At 32.1% G+C, this 24,973-nt stretch carries 20 protein-coding genes; 3 read left to right on the top strand and 17 right to left on the bottom strand.

Annotated elements, in window-relative coordinates; genetic code table 11:
- Window positions 1-2: 2 nt before the first annotated feature.
- From Q0822_RS08065 to Q0822_RS08000, 14 genes are all read right to left on the bottom strand, one after another.
- Complete coding sequence (locus tag Q0822_RS08065; protein ID WP_299122386.1) at window positions 3-1,577, bottom strand: HAMP domain-containing sensor histidine kinase; 1,575 nt, start codon at window positions 1,575-1,577, stop codon at window positions 3-5.
- A 66-nt stretch (window positions 1,578-1,643) separates the two neighbouring features.
- Window positions 1,644-2,240 (bottom strand): dephospho-CoA kinase, encoded by a 597-nt coding sequence (gene coaE, locus Q0822_RS08060; protein ID WP_299122384.1) that lies wholly within the window; start codon window positions 2,238-2,240, stop codon window positions 1,644-1,646.
- Window positions 2,241-3,203, bottom strand: coding sequence for a YbbR-like domain-containing protein (locus Q0822_RS08055; protein ID WP_299122382.1), 963 nt, complete (start codon window positions 3,201-3,203; stop codon window positions 2,241-2,243).
- A gap of 6 nt (window positions 3,204-3,209) precedes the next feature.
- Window positions 3,210-4,211, bottom strand: coding sequence for a glycosyltransferase (locus tag Q0822_RS08050; RefSeq protein ID WP_299122380.1), 1,002 nt, complete (start codon window positions 4,209-4,211; stop codon window positions 3,210-3,212).
- A gap of 75 nt (window positions 4,212-4,286) precedes the next feature.
- Window positions 4,287-8,897, bottom strand: a complete 4,611-nt coding sequence (locus Q0822_RS08045) for a choice-of-anchor J domain-containing protein (protein ID WP_299122378.1) — start codon at window positions 8,895-8,897, stop codon at window positions 4,287-4,289.
- A 189-nt stretch (window positions 8,898-9,086) separates the two neighbouring features.
- Window positions 9,087-10,811 (bottom strand): FG-GAP-like repeat-containing protein, encoded by a 1,725-nt coding sequence (locus tag Q0822_RS08040; RefSeq protein WP_299122376.1) that lies wholly within the window; start codon window positions 10,809-10,811, stop codon window positions 9,087-9,089.
- Window positions 10,812-10,890: 79 nt separating this feature from the next.
- Complete coding sequence (locus Q0822_RS08035) at window positions 10,891-11,706, bottom strand: SDR family oxidoreductase (RefSeq protein ID WP_299122375.1); 816 nt, start codon at window positions 11,704-11,706, stop codon at window positions 10,891-10,893.
- Window positions 11,707-11,803: 97 nt separating this feature from the next.
- Complete coding sequence (gene recN, locus Q0822_RS08030; protein ID WP_299122373.1) at window positions 11,804-13,456, bottom strand: DNA repair protein RecN; 1,653 nt, start codon at window positions 13,454-13,456, stop codon at window positions 11,804-11,806.
- Window positions 13,457-13,590: 134 nt separating this feature from the next.
- Entirely contained in the window at window positions 13,591-14,478 is an 888-nt protein-coding gene (locus tag Q0822_RS08025) for a DUF4835 family protein (RefSeq protein WP_299122371.1), read from the bottom strand.
- Complete coding sequence (gene coaBC / locus Q0822_RS08020) at window positions 14,471-15,682, bottom strand: bifunctional phosphopantothenoylcysteine decarboxylase/phosphopantothenate--cysteine ligase CoaBC (protein WP_299122370.1); 1,212 nt, start codon at window positions 15,680-15,682, stop codon at window positions 14,471-14,473. Before coaBC ends, Q0822_RS08025 begins: the two co-directional genes overlap by 8 nt.
- A gap of 14 nt (window positions 15,683-15,696) precedes the next feature.
- A complete protein-coding gene (locus Q0822_RS08015) occupies window positions 15,697-16,023 on the bottom strand; it encodes a DNA-directed RNA polymerase subunit omega (protein ID WP_186847127.1) in 327 nt (108 codons plus the stop codon).
- A gap of 11 nt (window positions 16,024-16,034) precedes the next feature.
- Window positions 16,035-16,835 (bottom strand): outer membrane protein assembly factor BamD, encoded by an 801-nt coding sequence (gene bamD, locus Q0822_RS08010; protein WP_299122368.1) that lies wholly within the window; start codon window positions 16,833-16,835, stop codon window positions 16,035-16,037.
- 108 nt (window positions 16,836-16,943) lie between these two features.
- Entirely contained in the window at window positions 16,944-17,828 is an 885-nt protein-coding gene (gene dapA / locus Q0822_RS08005) for a 4-hydroxy-tetrahydrodipicolinate synthase (protein ID WP_299122367.1), read from the bottom strand.
- Entirely contained in the window at window positions 17,828-18,346 is a 519-nt protein-coding gene (locus tag Q0822_RS08000) for a hypothetical protein (RefSeq protein ID WP_299122366.1), read from the bottom strand. Before Q0822_RS08000 ends, dapA begins: the two co-directional genes overlap by 1 nt.
- 71 nt (window positions 18,347-18,417) lie before the next feature.
- On the opposite strand from Q0822_RS08000, the gene Q0822_RS07995 reads away from it, so the two are divergent.
- Genes Q0822_RS07995 through Q0822_RS07985 form a run of 3 tightly spaced genes read left to right on the top strand, consistent with a single transcriptional unit; the run spans window position 18,418 to window position 20,548 of the window.
- The gene (locus tag Q0822_RS07995) at window positions 18,418-19,179 is read left to right on the top strand and encodes a 5'-nucleotidase C-terminal domain-containing protein (RefSeq protein ID WP_299122364.1); all 762 of its coding nucleotides are present in this window, start codon (window positions 18,418-18,420) and stop codon (window positions 19,177-19,179) included.
- A gap of 2 nt (window positions 19,180-19,181) precedes the next feature.
- Window positions 19,182-20,093 carry a metallophosphatase gene (locus Q0822_RS07990; protein WP_299122362.1) on the top strand — a complete coding sequence of 304 codons (912 nt, stop codon included), beginning with the start codon at window positions 19,182-19,184 and terminating at the stop codon, window positions 20,091-20,093.
- A gap of 59 nt (window positions 20,094-20,152) precedes the next feature.
- Complete coding sequence (locus Q0822_RS07985; RefSeq protein WP_299122360.1) at window positions 20,153-20,548, top strand: DoxX family protein; 396 nt, start codon at window positions 20,153-20,155, stop codon at window positions 20,546-20,548.
- Here the strand turns inward: Q0822_RS07985 and Q0822_RS07980 are convergent.
- The 3 genes from Q0822_RS07980 to Q0822_RS07970 all read right to left on the bottom strand — a co-directional run bounded on the left by Q0822_RS07980 (window position 20,534) and on the right by Q0822_RS07970 (window position 24,953).
- Entirely contained in the window at window positions 20,534-21,271 is a 738-nt protein-coding gene (locus Q0822_RS07980) for a hypothetical protein (RefSeq protein WP_299122358.1), read from the bottom strand. The genes Q0822_RS07985 and Q0822_RS07980 overlap by 15 nt on opposite strands.
- Window positions 21,272-22,272: 1,001 nt before the next feature.
- On the bottom strand, window positions 22,273-24,270 hold the full coding sequence (gene ligA, locus Q0822_RS07975) for an NAD-dependent DNA ligase LigA (protein WP_299122356.1): 1,998 nt from the start codon (window positions 24,268-24,270) through the stop codon (window positions 22,273-22,275).
- A gap of 2 nt (window positions 24,271-24,272) precedes the next feature.
- Complete coding sequence (locus Q0822_RS07970; RefSeq protein ID WP_299122354.1) at window positions 24,273-24,953, bottom strand: hypothetical protein; 681 nt, start codon at window positions 24,951-24,953, stop codon at window positions 24,273-24,275.
- Window positions 24,954-24,973 lie beyond the last annotated feature (20 nt).

Raw genomic sequence — 24,973 nt, 5'->3', positions numbered from 1 at the left:
TTTTATGATATTAACGGCAACTTTATAATAAAAGTGCTGCCTTTTCCTTTTTCACTTTCTACTGATATATAACCTTGGTGGTCATCTATTATTCGTTTTACATAGGCCAAACCTAACCCATGCCCTTTTACATTGTGCACATTACCTGTATGTTCTCTATAAAATTTCTCAAATACTCGCTTAGCTACTGCTTTTGTCATTCCGTTACCTTGGTCTACTATTTTTAGAATAATATTATTTCCAATATTTTCGGAATATATATCGATTTTTGGTGCATCATCTGAATATTTAATAGCATTATCTAATATATTTACAATCACGTTAGTAAAATGTGTTTCATTTGCCAAAACTGATGACTTGGCAGCATCTAAATGAGTTTTCACATACCCTTTTCTATCTTCTATCATTAACTCTACGTGAGTTATCGCATCTTCAACTAAATCGTGTAACTTTAAACGTTCCTTACTTATATTGAGTTCATTTTTCTCTAACTTAGAAATACGTAAAACATTTTCTACTTGAGCGTGCATACGCTTATTTTCTTCTTTTATCATCCCTAAATAACGTTTAACCTTTTCTTGGTCATTAATTATTTTTGGATTTTTTATCGAGTCTAATGCCAAATTTATAGTTGCTATTGGTGTTTTAAACTCATGTGTCATATTATTAATAAAATCGGTCTTTATCTGTGATATTTGTCTTTGCTTTATTAATTGATAAATAGCACTAGAATAAGCTATAATTATTATACCTGTAAATATTATTGATAAAAGTATCATCCATAAAATAGAAGATAATAAGTATTTTTTTCTATCAGGAAAGTCTACCCATAGGTTATAACTACCTTCGTTATTATTATCTAAAAAAATAGGTACACCATAGTTATCTTTAGATTTTTCAAAACTTTCTGTCTGTACCTTCGTTGCCAGATCATCATCATAAATAGAAAATTCGAAATCTAGATTAATACCTTCACTCTGCAGTTCTCGCCTTAACAAGGTCTTAACTTGTAAAGCGGTAACTCTTTTATATATCGGTATATCTTTTTCCTTAAGTAAAGTCTTGAAGGTCTGTTCATACAATTGCTTACTTAATTCGGATAAGGAAGAGTACTCTACCAAAGTTTTTTCAGGCTTTATACTTTTATTACCATCTATACTAGAATTATTATAAATTTCTGTAACCCTCTCATTAGTGAGATTGCTTAATGTTATACTATCTGCATCAATTTCAAAGAACAAAGAAGGCACTTTAAAACGCTCTTCTAAAATGGTGTTACGGTGTACAATGGTTTTATCATTTATATCATCTGTAGCTGTAACATAAAGCTGCTGTATTACAGTTGAGTCTGGTTCTTTACCTTGCGCAATTAATGGCTGAATCTTTATATAGTAGTTCCTTAATTCTCTATCCTCTATGTCTTTAGAAACAAAAGTTAAAGCATGTTTTACACTTCGTGTAAAATTCTTTTCCTCATTCTCTAAGCTATTATTAATAAAAAATGATTGAACAAAGATGATACCAATGAGCGACAAACTCATTAACACAACTAATAAGACGAATAGCTTTTTACCCATCGGTCAAATTTAACATTTTAACATTTAGTATAAATTAGGTTTAACCATACATTAACAAAAGAATTGTTAATTCTTACAGCCAGTTAGTTGAAGTAATTGCTGATGAATTGAAATAGCTTGTTCTTTAGCAGAATTCAAATCATTGTTTGTGATTACAAAATCGGACTTTTCTATCTTATCAGCATCAGACAATTGATTACCTATAATAGATTGTATTTTTTCTCTTGTAGTATCATCTCTTTTCATAACACGCTTTATTCTTAAATCCTCATCGGCAACGACAGTAATGATGTAATCGTATTGATGTTCGAGATTGTTTTCAAAAATAATAGCAACTTCCTTTATGATATAAGGTGCGTTTTGCTTTTTTAACCAACGTTCAAAATGTGATGCAACTTTTGGGTGAACGATAGCATTCATTTTAGAGAGTAAGTCTTTATCATTGAATATTTTTGAAGCTAAATAAGGTCTATTCAATTTGTCCCCTTTGTAAGCAGATTTACCAAACAATTGTATGAGTTTTTTTTTAATGATCTTTGAGCGATTCATTAAAGCTTTTGCTTCATCATCGGCAATATAAACAGGTATTCCTAGCGATTCAAAACATTTTAAAATAGTTGTTTTACCACTTCCTATACCACCTGTAAGTCCTACTACTACCATTTATAATTTTATAAAATCTATACGCTTTTGTTTTATACTAATCCGCTTTACAGACTCTGGTTTCTTTGTAATTACTGGCATAAAATATGTTTGATTATCATCTATATTTGCATAATTACACTCTACCATAAAGTCTTTAGTTGTTATAGAATTATATTTATCTAAATCCACATAATAAGCGATAGTCACTGTTTTTGGAAAGTAGTTGATATCAACGTTATTTGGTTTATTTGTAATTATAATTGGTATTTCGATAGTTCCTTCAGTAAATTTAGTTACCTCACCGCTTATATTAACTGTTTTTGGAAAAATTTCAATATTGTCATACTCAGATATATTTAGTCCTATCTCCTCACTAATATCTTTCTTTACATTTTTCAGTTCTAAATTTTCAGTTTCTAAAGTTTCTATTTTATCAATTTCTGAAGAAGGTCCAACAACTTTCACGCTATCTACACTTAAATTAAGATCCTCTTTTACATCATAGCCTAACGCATATTCAATAGAATGTATCAAGCTAATAGGAACAACCTTTGAAGCACTTTTAGAATAAGATATTAACAGTGTATCTGGTTTTAATGAAATTACTTTATACGATTTTCCTAATTGTCCTTCTATAAGATATTGATGCTTTTGTACATCGAAAATAAACTGATTAGGTCTAGATATCACATCTGTTTTTCCGTCTAAGACAATATCCGTAGAACCTTTAAACATAAATGGAATTAGAGAAAAACCTTTAGCTTCAATGTATGCATTAATGGTATTTACCGAATCTCCTTGTAATACAATCTCATCTTGAATATTAACCACATTAACTTTCAATTTTATAGTTTGCTTGTAGTCATTTGACAATTTAGAGAAAATTAAAAATATAAATGCTATTACAACAAAAAGTGAAAATCGCTTTACATTCTTCTTTTTTAGAAAACCAGATATGTTATTTTTTTTATTAGAGTTCATGCTAATTTAGAAAAAAAGTTGAGGAAATGTTTCCTCAGGATTCTTACCTAATACCACTAAATTGAAAGTTGACTTTAAAAACCCGTAACCATAGCCAAAAAACTGGATGATAATAGCCAATAAAGCCTGAAAAGCAACTAAAAAATTCTTATTTGATATAAATGCTAAAACAAAGGCTAGAGCAAAATAGAAAAGATACAAATAAATCGGTAGTGTAAGATTGAATACCAACAAAATAATAGATGTTATTAAACCTAAACTAAATATAGTAGGAAACCAATATACTAAACTCTTAGAGCTAGGATGCCATTGATTTAGAATCGGTCTTACCATACCAAATTTATAAACTTGTTTGTAGAATTTGAACCAAGACACACGACGCTTATGATATACATAAGCATTTTCAATAAACGTAGTTTTATAACCTAATTTATGAAGTCGTAATGATAAGTCAGGATCTTCACCAGGATGAATTTTCCCAAAACCTCCAGAAGCTATAAATGCTTTTTTAGACAAACCCATATTAAAACTTCGAGGTTGAAAATCTTCAACTTGTTGTTTGCCTCCCCTAATACCACCTGTCGTAATAAATGAAGTCATAGCAAAGTTAATAGCTTTCTGTAAATTAGTAAATGAGCTGTGCGCAGCATCTGGTCCTCCAAAACATTCGTAGTATGAATTTTTTAAAAACGTTTTTACTTCAGCTAAATAATTTGGTGGTAGTATAACATCTGAATCTAAAATGATAAAATAATTTCCTTTTGCTTTATTCATCCCATAATTTCTTGAATCACCTGGGCCAGAATTAGGTTTATAATAGTAAGAAATGTCTAACTTATCTCTAAAGAAATCTACGACATTTTTAGAAGTATTATCAGATCCATCTTCAACAATAACTATTTCGTAAATCTCTTTGTCTTCAAATTTTGAAAAACTCTCTAACAGTTCTTCAATCTCATCTGGTCTATTATAAACTGGAATAATAAAAGAAAAAATAATACCCTCCATAAGGTACAAAGGTAAATAAACAAAAAGCAAAAGCCACCATATAGGTGGCTTTTGAATTTATTATTAGTTAATAATTTACTGCTTAATAACTCTCACTGTTTTAGTAACATTAGCAATAGTTACTTTAACAAAGTAAGCACCAGCTTGCAAATTAGACATATCTAATTCACTATCAACTGCATTAGGAACAGCTCTCAATACTTCTTGACCTAGCACATTAAATACAGTAACATTCTCAATAGTATTTTGAGCATTTAGTGTTAATGTATTTTCAACTGGGTTAGGATAATATGTAAATGCTGATTCGTTCTCTAAATCAGTAGTACTTAATACTTGATTAGTAGAAACATCCAAACAGAAAGTACCAGCGTTAGCATTATAACCAGCAACTTGTACATAATATGTTTCGCCAACTGTTACCGCTAAATCAGTGATTAAAGAATTCCAAGAAAAACCATTTGATAATATAGTCGTTCCTTCATCTTGGCTACATCCTAGTTCAACTAAACTACCTGAAGTACCTGAATAAACTGCTATTTCAGAATCAAGTAAAGTACCACCTGTAAAGTCTGTAGAAACGTCCACAGTCGCTGTACCACTAGGAACCGTAAACGTAAACCAAACATCATCATCTGCAACTCCTCCATTGAAACATGAACCAGCTCCTTCGCCAGAGTCACTTGTGTATAAATTAGTACCATTAGTATTCGTACCGTCACAGAAACCTTCATCTACAGTAATTGCGATTGCAGCAGCTATGTCATCATTTGCTGGTGGGCAGTCTAATACAAAAGGTCCTAATACGACATCACAGTCAGTGTTAGATTCATGAGCTATTGTTATAGACCAGCTTGTTTGTGGCACTGGTACATTTGTTATTGTAAATATTCCAGTAGCAGAAACAGCACCACCTGTACCAGCAGGATTACCCATATCATCTTCTGCAGAAATAGTTAAAGTTCCTGAATCACCTAAATCATCAATTGATATAGATACATCTACAGTCGTAGGACAATTTGTAAAATCAATTGGATCTGCAGGAATAGTAACAGTTGCGCCAGTACATAAATTTTCTGTTATATCTAATGTGTAAGTTGTACTCTGTGGTGCAGGCCATGTTGAGATGACAATATAATAGGTTGTTCCACTTAGTACATCAACATCAAGTGCGTAATCCGCAGTACTACTGCCATTACCCATTCCTGCAACACATTCTGTCCCAATATTTGCACAATCTGTATAAACAAACATACCTGACCATGCACCACCTAATGCGGACAAAGCAATATTAATTGATGTATCTGCTGTAGCTGTGTAAGCATAAACTACATCATCACCATTTAAATAGTTACTTGTTGTACCACAACCAGTAGCGCCAGCAGAACCCGAATAATCATCTCCGTAGTTAGCGGTATCATCAGATGTATTATAAGGCAAAGCACCAACAGTAATTGCAGCTTCACAAGTTGCCCCAGAAATAGGTTGTGTCCAAGACAGAGTAGCATATACACTATCTGACCCTCCACAATTTGATTGAATGTAAATATCATAAGTCTCGCCTTCAGTTAAACCTGACAAACTAAGAGAAGGAGTAGTCATTACAGTTCCAGAAGTACCTCCACCACCTTGTGCGTATGGTGATACACCATATTCATAAGTCCAATCGGTTTCAGTATCGCCTGGTGTCCAAGAAATATCAACGTCAGTAATTGACGTAGTTGCAGCCATTAAACCTGTAGGTTCAGCACAAGAAGGAATTTCTCTTACTCTAAATTTACCAACATGAAAATCGTAATCTTCTGAATCATCAATTGCGCCATCAGTTGCTAAAACTGCAAATTGTACATTACCTGTAATCGCAGTTAAATCTTCTACATATTCTATTCCACCTACTGGTGGTTCATTTGCAGCATTCCAAGTTGTAACATTCGTCCAAGTTGTTCCGCCATCAGTGCTCATTAATAATTGTACTTCATCATCACTACCCATTGAGTCTGGTGTTGTTCCTCCATTCCAATTTGTTACTGCTACGTTGATTTCTAATTGATATGGTCCACCAGTTGACAAATCAAAAGTTGGTGATAATAACCACTCACTATCATTATTAAAATAAAGGTTTATAGCATTACTACTACCTAAAGCATAAGATGTTCCATCTCTCCAATCAGAAGATCCTAAATCCATAGGGCCAGAAGTTGCATCTCCAGAACCAGCTTCGTCCCAACAAGAATCTGGCACATTCACTGACATATCTGCAACGTATTCTGGTGTTATTACTGAACATAATGTTCTAAAAGCAAAAGGACCAGCCCAAGCTGATGTTCCGCTTGCACCACAATCTGCCTGTACATAAAATTCATAAGCATTATCTGATGTTAAGCCAGTAGCCATATATGGGTTTGCAACTCCTGTAGCTGTTGGATTACCCGTTTGAGTTCCCATAGCTGTAATATCTACCAATTCAATATTCCATAAAGTAGAACTACCATTTTCTGTCCAACCCAAATCAGCTGAGTCAGTAAGAATGTTAGTTGCTGTTAGCATTGAAGGATCAAAACAAGAAGGTGCCTCGTCAAATGTTACATCATCAATTGCAATATCATCATAGAAAGATCCTGAATCTGCAACTAAGAATCTTGCTTGTGCGTCACCTGTAAACGTTAAACCACTTAAGTCAATAACTTTTAACTCCCATCCTGCAGTATTTGTATTATAAGTTCCCATAACATTCCATGCTGCACCATCCCAAACTTCTACAGTCAAAGTAGCATTAGGATTAGCGCCTTCATTATTACTTACTTCGTAAAATGATAATGCTGGTGTTGTTAAACCTGTAACATCAACAAAAGGAGATATTAAAGACGCATTTGTAGCAGTTGGGTCAGAATCATCTAACCATGCAAAAAATCCATCTGAAGCAGTATTACCTGTTAATGTCCCTGCATCACCAATATGTTCTGCGCCTGTATCAGTAAATTCCCAAACGTCATCTCCTCCTAAGGTCCAACAGCTTGGTAGTGCACCTGCACTTTCAAAATCTTCTGTATATGGTGCAGTAAATGTAGTACATGCAGTAGTAAATGTAAGAGGTCCTATCCAAGCACTTTGAGAAGTGCCACAATCTGATTGTATATAAAAATCATAAGCTGTGTTTTCTGTAAGTCCCATAGCTGGATAAGGATTTGTAGCTGAAGTTGCAGTAGCAACGCCAGTTGGCACAAAACCAGCTGTACCCAATTCTATATTCCATGATGATGCACCTGCATTCTCCGTCCAACCTAAGTCAGCACTAGTAGTTGTTATTGCGGAAACAGTTAAGTCACTAGGATCTGCACATAATATTTCAGTAATATCTAAGGTATATGCAACAGAATTAGGTGCAGCCCAAGTAGAAATAACAATAAAATATGTTGTTCCATTTACTACAGAAACATCAATACTTCGGTCTGTGGAAGCAGAATTACCTGCAAAACCAACACAGTTAGCACCAACATCTGTTGGACAACTATCTAATACGTGAATTCCAGAATATGTTGCTGATAAACCAGATAAATCCAATTTAATATTCATATCAGCAGAAGGTGTGTAAGTATAAACTACATCGTTTCCACTTAAATAAAAACTAGAACAAGAACTATCTCCATTACCGTATTCATTTGAATAATTTGCTGTATCATCTGAAGTATTATAAGGTAAAGACATTACAACAATAGGATTAGCACAATTATCGCCAGGATTTGCTACTGGAGCAGTAACAGTTAATACACCTGAAATATTAGTTGTACCATCCCAAGTACCACCATTACTACCATCAGCTAAAATACCGCCATATCCAAAAGGTCCACCATTTAATCTGAAACGACTAGCATAATAGTATGTCGCTTCTGCTAAACCAATATTTTGCATAGCTACAGCGTATTCATCATTGTTTCCAACTTCTGTATTAAATGTAGCAACTTCCCAAGTCCAACCAGCACCAGAAGGATCTGTATCAGTACTGCTGTAACCAATCCACGCTTCTATACCAGGAGATTGCCCTGCAGTAACATCTGTTAAGCCAGCTTCATAAGCTTGAGCATAAACAAATTGATCTGCCATTTCATTTTCAGCAAAGGTTAATGTAGGAGGCCATTGTAAATTCAAATAGTCTAAAGTATCTGTTGGAGCTGCATCTACCGAAAATTCATCTACAGCGAGATAAAATCTGTCAGTATCTGTAGCGACAATAGCTACATAAATAGCACTCCCATCGTATGCAGATAAATCATAAGAATAAAGTGTATAATTACCAGCTGAAGCATTAGTAGCAGCTGTTTCACTTGCTATTAAATCTGTGAAATCAGCCGCAGCTGTACCAGTGGTTGATACTCTTACTTCAAATGTTTCGGTAAAAGTTGTACCATCAATACCTGCATAAAAATTCACACGATCACTCGTACCAATTGTAGCCGTAAACTGAGGTGATATTAAATAGTCTTGATGAGCTGCTGATTCCCAATGAATTCTAGCATGTCCAGCACCAGCTTGAGGGTAATTAGTTACGTACTCCCAAGTGTAAGTACCGCCATCTTCATTTAACACTGTCCATGTCGCTGGAATTTCCGTATCGAAACTCTCAGTGAATTGCGCATTAGAATGCCAACAAAAAGCAAGCATTACTAATAACGCTAAAGTAATTTTTTTCATAAAATGGATTATTAAGTTAGTAATGCTTTAAAAATATGTTAATTATTTACTAATATTTAGGGAATTATGAGCAAATCGTTGAAATCCTTAAAATCTCGGTAAAGAACAAATCATCTAAACTATTTCTGACATAGTAAATTGAGAAAATAAGCAGCAATTAATTATGAGAGAATTCACGAATAAACTCGACTAAAGAATCATGAATTTAAGAGTTCTAAATTGATTAGAATTAAATTTTAATTTGCAGAAATAGATGCCAGATGGTAAATAACTTAAATCGAGTTTTAATCGTTTTTTCAACACAGGGTTTTTAGTAATATGCTTACCAAGATTATTAAAAAGAACATAATTTTCTATTATATCTGAAGTCTCAATTTCAATAAAATCATTTACAGGATTTTGATATTTTAAAGTAATATTTTCTTCAAAGTTATTTACAGATAAAGTACTGCCTTCAACGAGAGTAATTGACTGATTAGAATCAACATTATACATTATGTCTTCAGTACCACTAAGCCAAGTTACCTTTATGTAATCTATATTGATGTTTTCACCAACGCCAAATGTTTGTACCAATGAATTTTGACTTAAGTAACCTTCACCACACATTATGTAACGAAATTGAGAATTATCATTAATAGAAATCTCAATTTTTGAGCCAATCGCATCACGATTAGAAAGTGTTCCGACTAATTTTAACTTGATATAATTATTGTTAGTTATCGTTAAATTATTCCAAACTAATGGCGCGTGATTGTTGTTATTTACAATAACATCAACCAAGCCATCATTGTTTGTATCTCCGATTGCGGTAGAATAACTACTAATGCTATTATCAAAACCAGCAGTTTCAGAGTTTTGAAAAATTTCAAACCCCAAATTTTCATAAAAGCCATATGAAGGAAATCCACCACTACCATCATAAGAGCAACTTACATATAAATCAAGATCTCCATCATTTTCAGAATCAAAGAAACTGGCTCCCCAAGACCAACTATTTAGTTGTGCTCCTGAACTTTCAGAAATGTTAGTAAACGTTTCATCTCCATTGTTTTTTAATAATACAGTACTTCCAATTGTAGTTGCCTCATTATTAGGTGTATTGGTCATAAATATATCCAAATAACCATCAGAATTAAAATCATCTATAGTTACAGACATAGCATCTATAATAAAATCTGTTCCTGATGATTCACTAATATCTGCGAATGTTCCATCTCCGTTATTTTTATATAAACGATTTTGATATATTTTATCATTAGCAATATATAAATCTTGCCAACCATCATTATTAAAATCAAAAAAACCAGAACAAAATGTAAGCGCCACTTCATTTGTTAAGCCTACCATATCAGTAACTTCAGTGAAAGTCCCATCGCAATTACTCTGATAGAGATAATTGGTAATTGTAGTGCCATCTTTATAGTTAGACAGGTAAACATCCAAGCATCCATCATTATTTATATCTCCCCAAGAAGCACCAAAAGTATACATGTTTTCTGTCACAAAACCTGCAGAAATAGTTACATCCACGAGAGAATTATCACTAAGCCTTTCAAAAAGTCTATTACCATCAGTCTGGCTTGTTACAAATAAATCTTTATCACCGTCGTTATCAAAATCTACCCAATTAATTGCTTTGTTTTGAAAATTTAAATCTATTGGCAGAAGTGATTCTTGAACAAAAAAACCATCGTAATTTTTATAGAATTGTATGGACTGACCATCACCAGTACCAAGTGTTATATCATCCCAACCATCTCCGTCATAATCTACAAAACTAATACCACCTCCCATACTAACAACCCCTGTACCTTGGGTTATCCCAACAATGTTTGATTGATTGGCAAAAGAAACCTGAGCATTTAGTGAAACTAAAGATGATAATAGTAAAATGACTATGAAGTGCTTCATGCAGTAGTATTGTCCAAGCAATATAAAAAAAAGCCATTATACATCTGGTATAATGGCTTTAAAATGAATTTATATCCGATTATTGATTGTCGACAAATGTCTCCATAACAGCGTCACTTACACCCATATTACTGAATCCACCATCGTTATACAAATTTTGTAACGTGACACGTTTTGTTAAATCACTGAATAAAGTCACTGTATAGTTTGCACAGTCCATTGCTGTTGCATTACCTAATGGCGACATTTTCTCTGCATATGCAATAAAGCCATCAAAACCTTTTACGCCACTACCAGCTGTTGTTGGCGTTGGAGATTGTGAAATAGTATTTACACGTACTTTTTTATCTCTTCCAAAGAAGTAGCCAAAACTACGCGCAATACTCTCTAAAAAAGCTTTGTTATCAGCCATATCATTATAATCAGGAAATACGCGTTGTGCAGCCATATAAGTTAAAGCTACAATACTTCCCCATTCATTCATAGCATCAGCTTTGTAAAGTGTTTGCATTGTTTTATGAAATGACATTGCAGAAACATCAGTTCCTTTTTGAGTCCATGCGTAATTTTGGTCTGTATAATGCTTTCCTTTTCTTACGTTTATTGACATCCCAATTGAGTGTAATACAAAGTCTAATTTACCACCTAGGATTTCCATTGCTTGCTCCACCAAATTTTGAAGATCTTCTTCAGAAGTCGCATCAGCTGGAATAATTTGAGAACCTGTTTTCTCGGCTAATTCATTTATTTGCCCCATTCTCATAGCAACTGGAGCATTTGTTAAGACAAATGTCCCTCCTTCTTCATGAACACGCTCTGCAGTTTTCCAAGCAATAGAGTTTTCATCTAAAGCACCAAATATGATTCCTTTTTTTCCTTTTAGTAAATTGTACATGTTGTAAGTCTTTTTTTGTCAGTTGTTATATTAATCAAAAATAGTATTAAAATTTATAATATAATGAGGAGGTTACTGAGTTTAAGGAAACAGTTGATCAATTCAATAATTGCTTGGCATGTGCCATTGCAGAATCTGTAATATCTATGCCTCCTAACATTTGTGCAATTTCAACAATACGCTCTTCCTCATTTAGTTTTTTGAGTTGTGTATGTGTTATGTCATCAACATCAGTTTTAAAAACTTTAAAATGCGAATTTCCTTTCGCGGCAATTTGAGGTAAATGAGTAATGGTAAATACCTGCATTTTACTACTCATCTGTTTCATTATATCACCCATCTTATTAGAAATCTCACCAGAAACTCCTGTGTCTATTTCATCAAACATAATAGATGGTAACTGAATATATTCTGCCAAAATAGATTTTATAGCCAACATTATACGAGACAATTCTCCACCTGATGCTGATTTTTTAAGCGGATTAAAGTTCGACCCTTTGTTTGCCATAAATAAAAACTGCAAGTCGTCTTTTCCGTTGGAAGTAAAATGATCTATCTGATTAAGTTCTATCTTAAACTTTGCATTTGGCATGCCCAAATCTGAAAGAATAGTTTCTAATTTTGAAACAAATACTGGAATAACCCTTTTTCTATTCTTATGAATTTCTAAAGCAATTTTATTTAGTTTTTCTTCCTGCTTTAAAACATTCTTTTCGGCAAGTGAAATAGTCTCATCTAAGCTTTCAGTATTATTAATTTTTAATCTTAAATCATTTTTGATTACAACCAATTCTTCAATATCTGAAACCGAATGTTTTTGAAATAAATTATTAATAACCTGAAGTTTGCTATTAACTCTATCTAATTCTTGTGGGTCTGATGATAAGTTATCTTGAAGATTATCCAGTTCAATTAATACATCATCTAATTCAATACCTACACTTAAAATACGCTCCTTAAGAGAATCATAAGCATTTCCATAATCAGCAATCTTTATTAATTCTTGTTTAACTGAATTCAGCTGATCTGTTATTCCTATATCTTCTGCACTCAGAATAGCTTTTGCACTACTTAACTTCTCTCCTATTTCTTCAACATTATTTAGTTCTTCGTAATGTGCTTCTAAATCTTCTAGATTGATGTTTTCTAAATCAATTTCGTTTAATTCTTTAGATAGAAATAGATTATAATCATACTCTTTAATGAGTTCTGACTTAGATAGTTTTAGTTCTTCTAAAGATTTTTGAATTGTTTTATATTCAACTAACTCTTTTGCAAAATCATTTAAGTTAGATTCATTTTCTGCCAATGCATCAATAACCTGAAATTGATAATCATCTTGTGTGACTTGCTGTGTTTGATGCTGCGAATGAATATCGATAAGGTAGTTACTCAATGCCGCTAAACTTTCTAAATTAACTGGTGTATCATTAATGAAAGCTCTAGATTTACCAGAAGGTAAAATTTCGCGCCTTATGATAGTTTGAACATCATAATCTAAATCCAAACTCTTAAATAAAGATTTCAAATTATAATTAGCAATATCGAACATGGCTTCTATAATACATTTTTCATCTGTATTTTTCACCTGGCTTAAATCAGCTCGCTTTCCCAATACTAAAGACAAACCACCTAATAATATAGATTTACCAGCACCAGTTTCTCCAGTAATGATAGTGAGACCACTATTAAACTGAACCTTTAGTTCGTCAATAAGTGCGTAATTTTTTATGTAAAGTGATGTAAGCAAGAAACTATAATTTGTTATTACAAAATTAAGTTATTAGGAGTTTAAAATTTGAAATACTCAGAAAAATAATTAAGATTCTTAAACTTCCAAAGCTTCTGAATAGAATAATAAAACGCGAAATAAACTAGGAAGTCTTAGTATTTAATATTTCTCCACTTTTGAGAATGTATTGGCGCTATTCTATTTAAAATATCAACTGCTTCGCTAATATTAACGCTTGGTCCACCAGAAAGGATATCAGTAATTTCATCAGCTTTAGCATCAAAAAATAAGCGCATTAAATACGAGTTTGGACGTTTTCTATGTACCTTTTGTAGTTCATCCAATGAAGAAATAATTTGTGATTTACCATCCTTTGGACTTTCACTCATAACATCCAAACCTTCTCTATGATAATTATACATTGCAGATCTTATCTCGGAAAAAGTGGGTGATGTTATATTATTTATAACTGCAAAACGCGATTGTAGTCCATCCTCTAGCTTCCAACCTTGTCCGTTGAGTTGTTGAGAATAATTTGCAATAGTTAAAGCCTGATTGAAATAATCATCGCCTCCGTTTAGTGCAAAAGAATCTGCGTCCATTCCCAAAATCATATATACATGAAATGACAATACTGAAATTAAATTAGACTCAAACTGTTGCGGATTATAAACCAAATTCTGAAATTCTAAATATTGAAAATTGAATTCTTTGTCGTTATAATTATATACTGGTGAGCTATAAGTTGAATTGAAAATTGGTCGAGACGAAGTGATTTGAAGCGATGCTGAAAACAAATCGTTATCATAGCCATTAACATTGATAACCATACTACAATTGATACGCTCTTGTAGCCCGAAAGTTTTATCTGTCCATTTAGTGCTATTGATAAACTCAGTTAATTGTCTTTCGAGGGTTTTAAAAACAACATTGTTTTCATTTCCTGTTTGTTGTGCAATAACATTTACAGTACAATTTAACTCTTGCGAAAAAATAACATGAGTACATAAAAAAGTGAATAATAGTATGAGGTTACGCATCTAATTGTTTTAATACTTGTTGCATTAAATCCACTGCCACTTCGGCTTTAGATTTAAGTTGATTTTCAATAACTTCGTTCGAAGACGTTATAAATGTAACTTTATTTGTGGATACTCCAAAACCTGCTCCTTTGTCTTGCAAAGAATTAAGTACTATTAAATCTAAGTTTTTAGATTTTAGTTTACCTTTTGCGTGTTCTAATTCATTATTGGTCTCGAGCGCAAAACCTACCAAAAATTGATTGGTTTTAATCTCGCCTAATGACTTTAAAATATCCTTTGTCTTCTCTAACTCTATACTAAACGTTGAATCCTTCTTTTTTATTTTCTGATTGGACACATGCTTTGGTTTGTAATCTGCTACTGCAGCAGAAAGTATGGCTATATCTGAAGATTTGAAATGCTTATGTACTTCATTATACATATCTTCTGCACTAACCACATGTTTTACTTGTACAAAGTTATTATTGGCTTTTTGATGTGTTGGACCAGTCACTAAAATTACCTCAGCACCTAAATTGGCTGCGGCATTAGCAATTTCAAAACCCATTTTGCCACTAGAATGATTTCCTATAAAGCGCACAGGATCTAATGCTTCGTAGGTTGGACCAGCTGTTATTAAAATATGCTTCCCTTTTAATGGCAACTGTTCTAAAATATCATTTTCAATGAAAGTTATAATATCTTCTGGTTCAGCCATACGACCTTCACCAACTAAACCACTAGCAAGTTCTCCTGTTCCCGCAGGAATCAATTTGTTTCCATAAGATGTCAACTTATTGAATGATGTTTTGGTCGATTCGTGCTTGTACATATCCAAATCCATTGCAGGAGCAAAATATACAAGACATTTTGCAGAGAGATAAGTTGCTAAAAGTATATTGTCACAAACACCATTAGCCATTTTTGCCATTGTGTTAGCTGTAGCCGGTGCAATAACAAATATATCTGCCCAGAGTCCTAAATCAACATGATTGTTCCAAACTTGGTTGTCATCCTCTTCATCTACAAAAGAAGAATAAACCGGGTTTTTAGATAAGGTGGAAAGCGTAAGTGGAGTTATAAAATCTTTAGAAGCAGGCGTCATAACAACTTTTACGTTAGCGCCTGCTTTAATGAATAATCTGACTAAACTAGCAGATTTATATGCGGCAATACCAGCAGTAATGCCCAATAAAATATTTTTGTCCTTTAGAATAGACATCTAAGGCTTTTGAATTATTCCTGAGTATCCTCAGTATTTCTGTGATAAATCTTATCATCTAACCACTCTTTAACTGCTAAAGCGTGTGGTTTTGGTAACTTTTCATAAAACTTAGATACTTCGATTTGTTCTTTGTTTTCAAAGATTTCCTCGAGACTATCGTTGTAAGTAGCAAACTCTTCAAGCTTGTCAATTAATTCACGTCTTATATCTGTATTAATTTGTTCTGCACGTTTTGCAATTACAGAAATAGCTTCATAGATATTATCAGTTGGAGCGTCAATTTCGTTTCTGTTGTAAGTTATAGAACTCACTGGTGCGTCTGTCTTTTTTAAATCCATTGTTATAATGATTAACTTTTTGTAGTAAACGTATTTAGTTGTTGTTGTAAATCTTCATTCATTGTTGTGGCATCTTCCAAAAATTCTGAATTCGGATATGATCTTTTTAATGTGTTGTAATAACCAATCGCCTCATTTAAACGTTGCTCTTTCAAAGAATCTATACTATTTACAGCAAGGTTATAAGCGGCATCAAATCTATAAAACATAGCTTTACTCCTTAATGATGCACCAGGAAATTCTAACAGAAAATTATTAAATGATTTAACCGATGCTTTGTAATCCTTGATTAAGTTGTATTGCCTTGCTATTTCATAGGCTTTTTTCTCTAATTTAAAATCTAGCTCTTTTACTAAAGTATTGGCTTCAGCTAAATACTCAGAATTGGGATGAGCATTTACAAATAATTGTAATTTTTCAATCGCTTCCACCGTTTCTTTTTGTTCTTTTGAATACACCGGAGAGTTATAATAATAGCCTTTTGCTGCTAAGAAAGCAGCCTCTTCTGCTTTTTCACTTGCCGGATATAAGCTTATAAACTTATCAAAATGATAACTTGCTATGTAATAATCCTTTAAATTATAAGAACACATTGCATGCATATAAGTTAACTTTTCGGCTTGCGGTTTGCCTCTATATTTTGGAAGAATCTGATCTAGCAATCTATACGATTTACTATACTTTTCAGCTTCAAAAAGCTCAGTAGCTATAGTAAATTTCTCAGCAATATCTTCAGATCGTAACGTTTTCTGAAAGTCGCTACATGAAATTAATACAATACTGATTAGTAATATGTAAAGTCCTCTCTTCATAAATTTTAAACAGAATGCAAAAGTACGCATTATTAACGGATTTTAAAAACAAATATTATTCGCTAAAATAGACGTTGTTTTGTGTGATAATAAGAGTTTATATTAAGTTTAACTTTTACCTAAGGTTTTTAACGCATCAGCAATTTCTTTATTGAGATAATTTGTTGCTTCAACTAATGGTAATCTTACATAAGATTTAGAAATATTTAAGGCATTTAAAACAGCTTTTACTCCTGCAGGATTGTTTTCAGAAAAAATAAGTCCTATTATTGGCATTAACTTAAAATGAATATCATAAGCCTTTTTAGCTTTACCAGCAATTCCTAGGCGAATCATCTCGGAAAATTCTTTAGGCAAAGCTTGCCCGATGACGGAAATCACTCCTGAACCACCAGCTAGCGCAACTCCTAAAGCTAAATCATCATCACCAGATAATATTAAAAAATCTTTAGGCTTAGTTCTCAATAATTCTAAATATTGATGCACATTATTACCTGCTTCTTTTACTGCTATTATATTATCAAAATCTTTTGCTAACCTTAACGTTGTTTCTGGTAACATATTAGATGATGTTCTACCAGGTACATTGTATAAAATTACAGGTTTTGGAGCGACCTCAGCTATAGCCTTAAAATGCTGATATATGCCTTCTTGAGTTGGTTTACTATAATATGGAGATACCGATAAGATACCATCTATTGCAGAAAAATCAGTTGATTTTATCTCGTTGACGACGTTAGCTGTATTATTTCCACCAATACCTAAAACAATTGGCAATCTACCTTTATTAACCTCAGTGATAAAAGAAACTAATTGCTTCTTTTCTTCTGCAGTAACCGTAACACTTTCTCCTGTAGTTCCACTTATCACTAAGTATTCCGTACCATTTGCAATGTTATGTTCAACCAAGCGCTCTAAAGCATCAAAATCGACACTTAAATCTGCATTAAAAGGTGTTATTAAAGCTACACCTGTGCCTATAAATTTGGTCATTATAATTTATTTAAAATATTTAAGTATTTCTTTAGTTCTTGCTTAAAGACATTGATTTCCTTTAAATCCACGTCAATTATTAAATCATATAAACGTTCATCACTTTTAGATATTCCAACTTTTAAATTGGCTTTAGAAGCTGCTGTAATTAGATCTAATTGTAAGACTTCTTTCTTGTAAAAACAAATCAATACATCGTAAGGTTCATTGATAAAAGTATCTAAGTCTATATTTTTAATTTTTCCATTCCACCCAAAATCTTTTGGACTGTAATGTGTATTCCATTTATTATGTTCTAATTTGTCATCTAAAGTAAATGCTATTATTTTGTGTTTGGGAGAGGTTAAATTTAATTCTTTAAAATACAATCTAAAGACTTCAAACTCATGAAATTCACTTGCATTAAGCAACACTGCAACTGTTTTCACCTTATTGTTACTAACCGAAGATTTTCGAGTAGCCAACAACTTGTTAACATATTTTTGAATTGATTTTTCTTTAAATGCTTTTAAAATCATTTATCTTTAACCTTTGTGCAAATTTAACAAAAGCACTCATATTTTATTATAAACTATATATAAGTTATTCAATGACTATTAAACATCTTTTAAAACTCAGTTTTATACTCCTAATTTTTTCTTGTAATCAAAATTTTCATCTTAATAGAATAGAAGGAAAACGTATAGATATTAATGATAGTATTGCTTCTGATCAGGCCATTGAAGATTTTATAAAACCATATAGAGAAAACGTTAATAAAAATCTAGATAGTGTTATTTCCTATGCGGTTAATACCTATACGAAAAATGATGGAGAATTAAATACAGCTATTGGAAATCTTATGGCAGATGCGGTTTACAGTGAAAGTAATCCTATTTTCAATAAGCGAACTGGAAAAAATATTGATTTTGTTTTATTGAATCATGGCGGAATCCGCTCAATAATTTCCAAAGGAAATATTACTGCAAGAACAGCTTACGAGGTAATGCCTTTTGATAACTCTGTTGTTGTGGTTGCATTAAAAGGTGAACAAGTTTTAAAAATGATGACCTATTTAGCTGAGGCCAAGCGTGCGCATCCTGTTTCTAATCAACTTCAGTTGACTTTAGACACAAGTGATAAAGTTAGTTCTGCCACTGTTGATGGTAAACAAATAGATAAAACAAAAATTTATTATATAGCATCAAATGATTACCTCTACAATGGTGGAGATAGAATGACATTTTTTCATCCTAATGACAGTTTATATGTTTTAGACTATAAAATCAGAAATGTCCTTATCGATTATTTTAAAAAGGCAGACACTTTGAACCCAAAACGCGACAATCGTTTTATTCAACTCAATAACTAATAATGAAAAGAAGACAATTTATACAACAATCTACAGCTGCAACTGCTCTAGTTGGTTTAAGTGGTTTAGGGTTACAATCATTTAGTTCTAATGCTAAGAAAATAACGATTCTGCATACTAACGACGTTCATAGCCATATAGATCCGTTTGGACCAGAAGATGGTCGAAATGCCAATAAAGGAGGTGTTGCTAGACGAGCTACATTGGTAAAATCTATTAGAAAAGAAAGCCCCAATACACTCTTACTAGATGCCGGAGACATTTTTCAAGGAACTCCATACTTTAATTATTACGGTGGAGAGCTTGAATTTAAACTTATGAGTATGCTAGACTATGATTTAGCAACCATTGGAAATCACGATTTTGATAATGGTATTGATGGACTTTATGCTCAGTTACCTCATGCCAAGTTCGAATTTGTATCTGCCAACTACGACTTTTCAAACACGGTAATGGATACGCATGTAAAGCCTTACAAAGTATTTATAAAAGATGGTATTAAAATCGGAATCTTTGGACTAGGAATACAACTTGACGGCTTGGTGGATAAAAATATGTATAAGGAAACTGTATATAACGATCCAATTGAAACTGCTCAGGATATGACTCGTATTTTGAAAGATGAGCAAAAATGTGATTTAGTTATTTGTTTATCTCATATTGGTTATTACTATAAAAAATATCCTAACAGAGTAAGTGATCTGAACTTAGCAAGAGCCACAAAAGATATTGATCTTATTATTGGTGGTCATACACATACTTTTTTACCAAAACCAACAATTGAAAAGAATAGTGTTGGTAAAAATGTATTGGTAAATCAAGTTGGAGCTTATGGTTTATATCTTGGAAAAGTTGATTTCTATTTTGAATCAGGAAAGCCTGTTAAATCAAATGGAGCCTCAATAATTGTTTAGAGATTATGTAAGTTACTCGATTTGAAACGTCTAAGATTTCAACTAACTAACTAAAACGTATGAAATCTAGTAAAATCATTTTAATACTGCGCATTGCTGTTGCTATTATTCTAATTCAAACACTTCGCTTTAAATTTACTGGTCACGAAGACAGTATTTACATTTTTGAAACTGTAGGTTTAGAACCTTATGGAAGAATTGGAATTGGTATTTTAGAACTTATCGCTGGTATCCTATTATTAATCCCAAAAACTATTTGGGCTGGTGCAATGTTAGCTACTGGATTAATGACAGGAGCAATTTTAATGCACTTAACGCAACTAGGTATTGAGGTAAAAGGTGATGGTGGTGTGTTGTTCTATACAGCAATTATTACTTTTGTTCTTAGCTGTATAATTTTATACTCCCAGCGAAAAGAAATACCTGTAATAGGCAAGCAATTAAACTTCTTCTAACTCGTCTTTATATTCTGGTATAGGACCTGTAAACTCTAATTGCGATTGCAGATAGAAGAATACAAATGCAACGACCATAAAGAAAGAGTATATAAAGCCTAGGTTATTATCTTCTAATAAAATATAGTAATAGGCTAACTGAATAATTTCAGAAAACACAATAAATATAGATGCTAATAAAAATAACATCGATTTATTATCATTTCTGTACATATAGTTAATCAATGCGACCGACAATAAGGCCATAATTACAGCATTGTAGGCATACTCTAAATTGTTTTGACTTGTAGAAAGTACGTTTTCTGTGGTTTCAGCAACAATGGCTAAACAGAAAATATCTAATACTACTAATATCAATATCGGAATAGAATGTTCTAAAAACACCTTTTTAATATCTAGTCTTCTAAGAATTCTGGAAATCAAAAAGATATAAGCTATTATATACAGAATATTTGTTATAAAATATAAATAATCTACTTGACCTTCTTCTAGTATGAGGTAGTAGGCAGCAAAGCTTAAAATCTGAGCAATCGTAAAAGTTGCTAAAAACCATAAGAAAAAACTAGACTTATTCTCAGTCCACCTAAAATATAAGACTGTGAGCAATAAAAACATCAATGAGCTTATAGCGGCTCCTTCAACTTCATAAGCAAAACTTTGAAGAACAATGAAAACGCCACCTAAAAGCAATAATATTACCTTTAAGATTCTATTTACTATCATTAATTAATCCCTTATTAATTAAAACAAATATAAAAATGTTTAGCAAATAGACGACAAAAAAATACATTTTATCGTTGTAATGTATTTAAAAGTAAGAATTTATTTCAATTATATTTAAAACTATTACCTTGCAATGATAGAAATATTTTAATTTTCAGCTTTTATCATCTGTTTTTTATTTAAGCTGGCTTTAAGAAAAGGAAAATTTTCAATTATATAACTAAGTGAATAACTACTTTTTATTAAAAACTATAAAATATTCGTAGGTAATAAATCTCAATAAAAAGTAAAAGGTAATACTAAATAGTATTGTATTAAAAACAAACAAGTGAAATACAAATTCCTGAGCATAATAGGATACAACTTCAATAAAATTAGATAGTGCAATACCAAAAGCCCCTAAAAACAAGAAAAGTGCTTTTTTATTTTTGTAGTATAAATAATGTAAAAAAGAGAATATCAATATCAAAACAATAAAGATATTGTAGCTTAGATCTACTACAAAACTTAAATCGTTAAACATTTTGTTATGATAGTTTAGTAACTCATTTAACTTAAGAAATGCAAAAATACCAATAAAAAGAGCTATTAAACTGTGCCACAAATATTTTTTGAACAAAACCGATATTTTAACGTTTGCGATTAAGTGATTGAATAAACTCACATAAGTAATCACAGATAAAATGTTTAGAAGTATAATGCTGATATCATGCTTAAAAAAATAATAGTAATGTAGAAGAAGTTCAGACAGTGTTAAACTAAACAGAAAAATTCCTAAGAATAGAGTTTCTTTTTCCCTAAACAATAAATATACTACAAATGTAAAAACTACAATTAATGTCTTAGAAATTCTTACAGTTAAATTAGCATCTACTAAACTACCAACAATACAAACTAAAACGTTTGTAAAAATCAATAGTGATAATACTAATAATCTTTTTTCTTTTAGTAAAGCATGCATATTAAAAACAATTTCATTGGGTGATATAATTTACGTTATACTAAATAGCAACCATATTTAAAAAGTCCACTTCAGAGATGATTTTAATACCTAAATTTTCAGCCTTGGTTCTTTTGCTTGGTCCCATTTTTTCACCAGCAACCAAATAACTAGTTTTAGAAGAGATGGAAGATGATACTTTTCCACCATTGTCTTCAATGAGTTTTTTAAGTTCATTACGAGAAATAGTTTCAAAGACACCAGAAACCACAATAGAAAGGCCTTTCAATTTATCCGTTTGGTTTGCTAATTTTTCCGCCGAAATTTCTAATTGAACACCAGAAGCCTTTAAACGTTCAACAATACTCTTATTTTCTTCTGACGAGAAAAACTCTACTACACTTTCTGCAATACGCTCACCTATTTCATCTACGGTAACCAAATCTAAAGCTGTAGCAAACATTAAAGCATCAATAGATTTGTAATGTTTTGCTAACTTTTTGGCAACTGTTTCACCAACGTATCTAATTCCCAAAGCAAATAAAACGCGCTCAAAAGGGATTTGTTTAGAGGCTTCAACACCATTTATTAAATTTTCAGCACTCTTTTCAGCCATTCGTTCTAATGGAATGACTTGTTCCACTGTTAATTCATATAAATCAGAATAATCTTTAATCAGGCCTTCATTCACTAAAAGCGCAACAGTTTCCCCACCTAAACCTTCTATATCCATAGCTTTTCTAGATATATAATGTTGAATTCTTCCCACCACTTGCGGTGGACATCCATTATAATTAGGACAATAATGCTTTGCTTCACCTTCGAGCCTAACGAGTTCTGTTTTACATTCAGGACATGTAGTTATATAATTAGTTGGTTTAGAGTGCTCTGGTCGTTTACTTAAATCTACTGCGATAATCTTTGGAATAATTTCACCTCCTTTTTCAACAAATACCTCGTCCCCTTCTCTTATATCTAACTTCTCAATCTGATCTGCATTATGCAATGATGCACGTTTTACAATAGTGCCAGCTAATTGTACAGGTTCTAAATTCGCTACAGGAGTTATCGCACCAGTCCGTCCGACTTGATAGGTTATCTCATTTAATCTTGTAGACACTTGCTCTGCTTTAAACTTATATGCCATTGCCCAACGTGGTGCTTTAGCAGTAAAACCTAATTCATCTTGTTGATATAAATTATTAACCTTTACAACAACTCCATCAATCTCATATGGCAAATTATGCCTTTGCTTATCCCAATATTCTGCATATTCTAAAACCTCATCAATAGAATTAACCAATTTAGCTTCTTTTGGCACTTTAAAGCCCCATTCTCGAGCTTTTTCTAAACCTTCAAATTGCGATTGAATATTTAAATTATTTCCTTTTATACTATATAACAGACATTCTAAAGGTCTTTTAGCAACCTCAGCACTATCTTGAAGTTTTAAACTTCCAGATGCTGTATTTCTTGGGTTTCTATATGGTTCTTCGTCATTTGCAATGCGTTCTTCATTCATTTTTAAGAAACCTTCAATAGGTAATATGATTTCCCCTCTAATATCAAACCGATCAGGATAATCACCTTTTAATTGTAGCGGAACTGTATTAATAGTTTTCACATTAGCTGTAACCTCATCACCTTGTACTCCGTCACCTCGAGTTACTGCTCTAATTAGTTTTCCATTTTCGTAAGTAAGATTCATGGATGCGCCATCGTACTTGAGCTCACAGGTATATTGAACATCTCCATCGACCATTTTCTTAATTCTAGTCTCCCAATCCAATAAATCTTCTTTAGAATACGAATTATCTAAAGAATACATTCTAAAATCGTGAACCGTAGTTTTGAAATTCTTGGTAATCTCGCCACCTACACGTTGTGTTGGTGAATTGACATCAAAAAACTCTGGGTTAGCGTCTTCTAAAGCTTGAAGTTCTTTTAGTTTTATATCGAACTCGTAATCACTAATGGTAGCATTATCTAAAATGTAGTAATTGTAATTGTGTTGTCTGAGTTCTTCTCTGAGTGATTGAATTTTATCTTTAATATTCATATTCAAGGTATGTATATTATTCGTTTAATATTTTTCAACTTATCTATAAAAAGATTGACACTATAACCCAAATAACCATCACCATTATTCATTTCAATTATTATCTCATTATCATTATAATAGGCTTTAGCTCTTATAAAATCTGGTTCATACAAATCTTCATAATATTTCTTATCGACCTTAACAATATCTCCGTTCATATTTAAATACAAATCTGAGATGTATTCTGAAGGTATATTATCAGCCCCAATAAGTTGATGACCATCTATAGTCATAACATTTATACTATCCTTATCATATGTAATAACAGAATCTGATTTATCAAATTTAGATTTCACAATAACTACTTCCATATTAGTTGTTAACATACTAAGTGTATCTGGTTTTATTCTATTTTCTAGAGGTTCATAATTAAAGCTTGGGAATAACATTTGATCACTTTCTAAAAAGTCAAAATTGACAATAGTATCCTTGCCTAACTCTTCTTTATAATCATAAATTGTAATATCATACAATCGCTCTTCAGTCTTTTTAGGTTTCGATTTTTCTTGAGCTTCTTCTTCATTTAAAGTCGAATCTGAAACAACCACCATCTCTTCTATAACAGATGTTGTTTTACTTGTGTTTTCACGTATACATGAAAACGAGAAGGCAATAATAAATATGTAAATCAGCTTTTTCATAGTATGAAATTCCAGCTTTA

Origin of the sequence: uncultured Winogradskyella sp., from assembly GCF_947496485.1 — a bacterium.
Taxonomy (GTDB): Bacteria; Bacteroidota; Bacteroidia; order Flavobacteriales; family Flavobacteriaceae; genus Winogradskyella.
This window is presented reverse-complemented; position numbering and strand designations above follow the sequence as displayed.

Coding starts and splice junctions, on each gene's coding strand:
- Q0822_RS08065 (WP_299122386.1), bottom strand. CDS start 1,577: ATGGGTAAAAAGCTATTCGTCTTATTAGTTGTGTTAATGAGTTTGTCG.
- coaE (WP_299122384.1), bottom strand. CDS start 2,240: ATGGTAGTAGTAGGACTTACAGGTGGTATAGGAAGTGGTAAAACAACT.
- Q0822_RS08055 (WP_299122382.1), bottom strand. CDS start 3,203: ATGAACTCTAATAAAAAAAATAACATATCTGGTTTTCTAAAAAAGAAG.
- Q0822_RS08050 (WP_299122380.1), bottom strand. CDS start 4,211: ATGGAGGGTATTATTTTTTCTTTTATTATTCCAGTTTATAATAGACCA.
- Q0822_RS08045 (WP_299122378.1), bottom strand. CDS start 8,897: ATGAAAAAAATTACTTTAGCGTTATTAGTAATGCTTGCTTTTTGTTGG.
- Q0822_RS08040 (WP_299122376.1), bottom strand. CDS start 10,811: ATGAAGCACTTCATAGTCATTTTACTATTATCATCTTTAGTTTCACTA.
- Q0822_RS08035 (WP_299122375.1), bottom strand. CDS start 11,706: ATGTACAATTTACTAAAAGGAAAAAAAGGAATCATATTTGGTGCTTTA.
- Q0822_RS08025 (WP_299122371.1), bottom strand. CDS start 14,478: ATGCGTAACCTCATACTATTATTCACTTTTTTATGTACTCATGTTATT.
- coaBC (WP_299122370.1), bottom strand. CDS start 15,682: ATGTCTATTCTAAAGGACAAAAATATTTTATTGGGCATTACTGCTGGT.
- Q0822_RS08015 (WP_186847127.1), bottom strand. CDS start 16,023: ATGGATTTAAAAAAGACAGACGCACCAGTGAGTTCTATAACTTACAAC.
- bamD (WP_299122368.1), bottom strand. CDS start 16,835: ATGAAGAGAGGACTTTACATATTACTAATCAGTATTGTATTAATTTCA.
- dapA (WP_299122367.1), bottom strand. CDS start 17,828: ATGACCAAATTTATAGGCACAGGTGTAGCTTTAATAACACCTTTTAAT.
- Q0822_RS08000 (WP_299122366.1), bottom strand. CDS start 18,346: ATGATTTTAAAAGCATTTAAAGAAAAATCAATTCAAAAATATGTTAAC.
- Q0822_RS07995 (WP_299122364.1), top strand. CDS start 18,418: ATGACTATTAAACATCTTTTAAAACTCAGTTTTATACTCCTAATTTTT.
- Q0822_RS07990 (WP_299122362.1), top strand. CDS start 19,182: ATGAAAAGAAGACAATTTATACAACAATCTACAGCTGCAACTGCTCTA.
- Q0822_RS07985 (WP_299122360.1), top strand. CDS start 20,153: ATGAAATCTAGTAAAATCATTTTAATACTGCGCATTGCTGTTGCTATT.
- Q0822_RS07980 (WP_299122358.1), bottom strand. CDS start 21,271: ATGATAGTAAATAGAATCTTAAAGGTAATATTATTGCTTTTAGGTGGC.
- ligA (WP_299122356.1), bottom strand. CDS start 24,270: ATGAATATTAAAGATAAAATTCAATCACTCAGAGAAGAACTCAGACAA.
- Q0822_RS07970 (WP_299122354.1), bottom strand. CDS start 24,953: ATGAAAAAGCTGATTTACATATTTATTATTGCCTTCTCGTTTTCATGT.